Annotated in this window: 2 protein-coding genes; one reads left to right on the forward strand and one right to left on the reverse strand. The window is 69.0% G+C overall.

What is annotated here, in order from left to right; genetic code table 11:
* Positions 1 to 112: 112 nt before the first annotated feature.
* On the reverse strand, positions 113 to 790 hold the full coding sequence (purN, locus tag FJY88_14100; GenBank protein MBM3288459.1) for a phosphoribosylglycinamide formyltransferase: 678 nt from the start codon (positions 788 to 790) through the stop codon (positions 113 to 115).
* A gap of 237 nt (positions 791 to 1,027) precedes the next feature.
* On the opposite strand from purN, the gene FJY88_14105 reads away from it, so the two are divergent.
* Positions 1,028 to 1,830, forward strand: an 803-nt coding sequence (locus FJY88_14105; GenBank protein ID MBM3288460.1) for a hypothetical protein, incomplete at its 3' end; no start/stop codon positions are given.

Raw genomic sequence — 1,830 nt, forward strand, 5'->3', positions numbered from 1 at the left:
TGATCCCTCTGGGAAGGATCGAGGACTTCGCCTCATGGCGGCATTCCTGGCTTCTCTACCGCGTGAACGACCGTCGCTGAGACACCGAGCGGATCGATCCGCGACGCTGACGTCAGACGACAAGGACGCGGCCGGCGTCCACCCGGACACGGCCCGCGGCGATCAGGCCGATCGCCTCCGGATAGAGCTCGCGCTCGGCCTCCTGCACCCTCTCGGCGAGCGTGTCGGGGGTGTCATCCAGAAGAACGGGGACGCGCCGCTGCGCAAGGATGGGGCCGTGGTCGTAGTCCGGATCGAGGAAGTGGACGGTGCAACCGCTCTCGGCATCCCCCGCGGCGAGCACGGCCTCATGGACATGATGCCCGTACATCCCCGGCCCCCCGTGCCTCGGCAACAGCGCGGGGTGGATGTTCAGGGCGGCGTACCGATCGAGGAGCGCCGGCCCGATCTGGCTCATGAATCCCCCGAGAACGATGAGATCGATCGAAAGAGGAGCGATCATCCGCAGAAGAACCTCCGTGTACGAAGCGACGTCGAAGACGTCGTCCCGCGTGTAGGCCCTCCGCGGCAGGACGATCGTCGGCAACCCCCGGGTCTGCGCCCTCGCCAGACCGGCGACGCGATCCCGGCTGCTCACGACGAGCTCGATGCGGGCGTCCAGATGCCCGGCCGCGATCCGATCGGCGAGATTCGCCATCGTCGTCCCCCCGCCGGAGATCAGCACGACGAGACCCAAGGTGCGGGGCTCGGCCGGCAGTTGGCCGGGGCGCGGATACCCTGCTCCGTTCATGGCGGAGATCGTACGTTCTCCCGCGCCTCAAGGGAAGCGGCGCAAGCGCACCCGAGGCCCAGGCTCAGGCACTCAGTCCCTCGGACCCCGACGGGCTCCCGAAGCCCCGCGCCGCGAACGCGAACATAGCGGGGCTTCGGGAGCCCTTCGGGGTTCGGGACGCCTGCCGGGCCTGGGCCTCGGGTGCGCTTGCGCGCTTTCCAGAAACAGCCGAGTCCGGCTAGATTGGACGGCGACATGATACGCTCCGCGGCGAACATGCGGGCGGGCGGCGCCCTCCTCATCATCGCGCTCTGCTGCGCGGCGCCCCCGTGCTCGCGAGCGGAGGATCTCCTCGTGCTCCCCGGCCTTCCCGGCAGGGCGTCGATCGGAGCCGACACGCTCGACACGCGGTCGCTGATCGCCGGGATCCGATGGTCCGGCCTCGACCTGAGGGACCTGGGGGGCAAGCTCGAGGGCGCCTGCATCGGGATGGAGGCCGCTGTCCTGCGGGGACGCTACGACGTTCGCTGCGATCTTTCCGCCGCGGGCGACAGCGCGTGTTCCAGCGATCTCTTCATCTGCGACGAGATCGCGATATCGGGCATTCGCCTGTCCGCCGGCACAATCCAGTCGGTCTCATCGACCGCCGTCGTCGAGCGCGGTCCTCTCACTCTGCTCCTGAAGCCGGATGTCGGATGCAGGGTGCGCCTCTCCCGCGTCAGCATCTCTCCCGCGGACGCGAGTGGGGGAGTCTCGCTCGGGAGCCTCTCGCCCGCCGCCGCGGACGGCCTCCCGCGGAATCGTCCCCTCGCCAGGTCGTCCCGAACCTGTCTGCGTGAAGCATGCGAGCATCTGGTTCGACATCAGGTCTCCACCGGCCTGTTCGACTACCGGACGGCGGCATGGCGAGACGCTTCCTATTCCGTGCGGGCTCTCCTGGCGGGGTACGAGATTCTCGGAGATCGCACGTACCTCGAGGCCGCGCGCCGGACCATCCTCGCCTTCCTGAGCGAGCAGAGACCGGACGGAGGCTGGTGCCCCTTCTGCCGTGCCCAGGA

Source organism: Candidatus Eisenbacteria bacterium (genome assembly GCA_016867495.1).
GTDB lineage: Bacteria > Eisenbacteria > RBG-16-71-46 > CAIMUX01 > VGJL01 > VGJL01.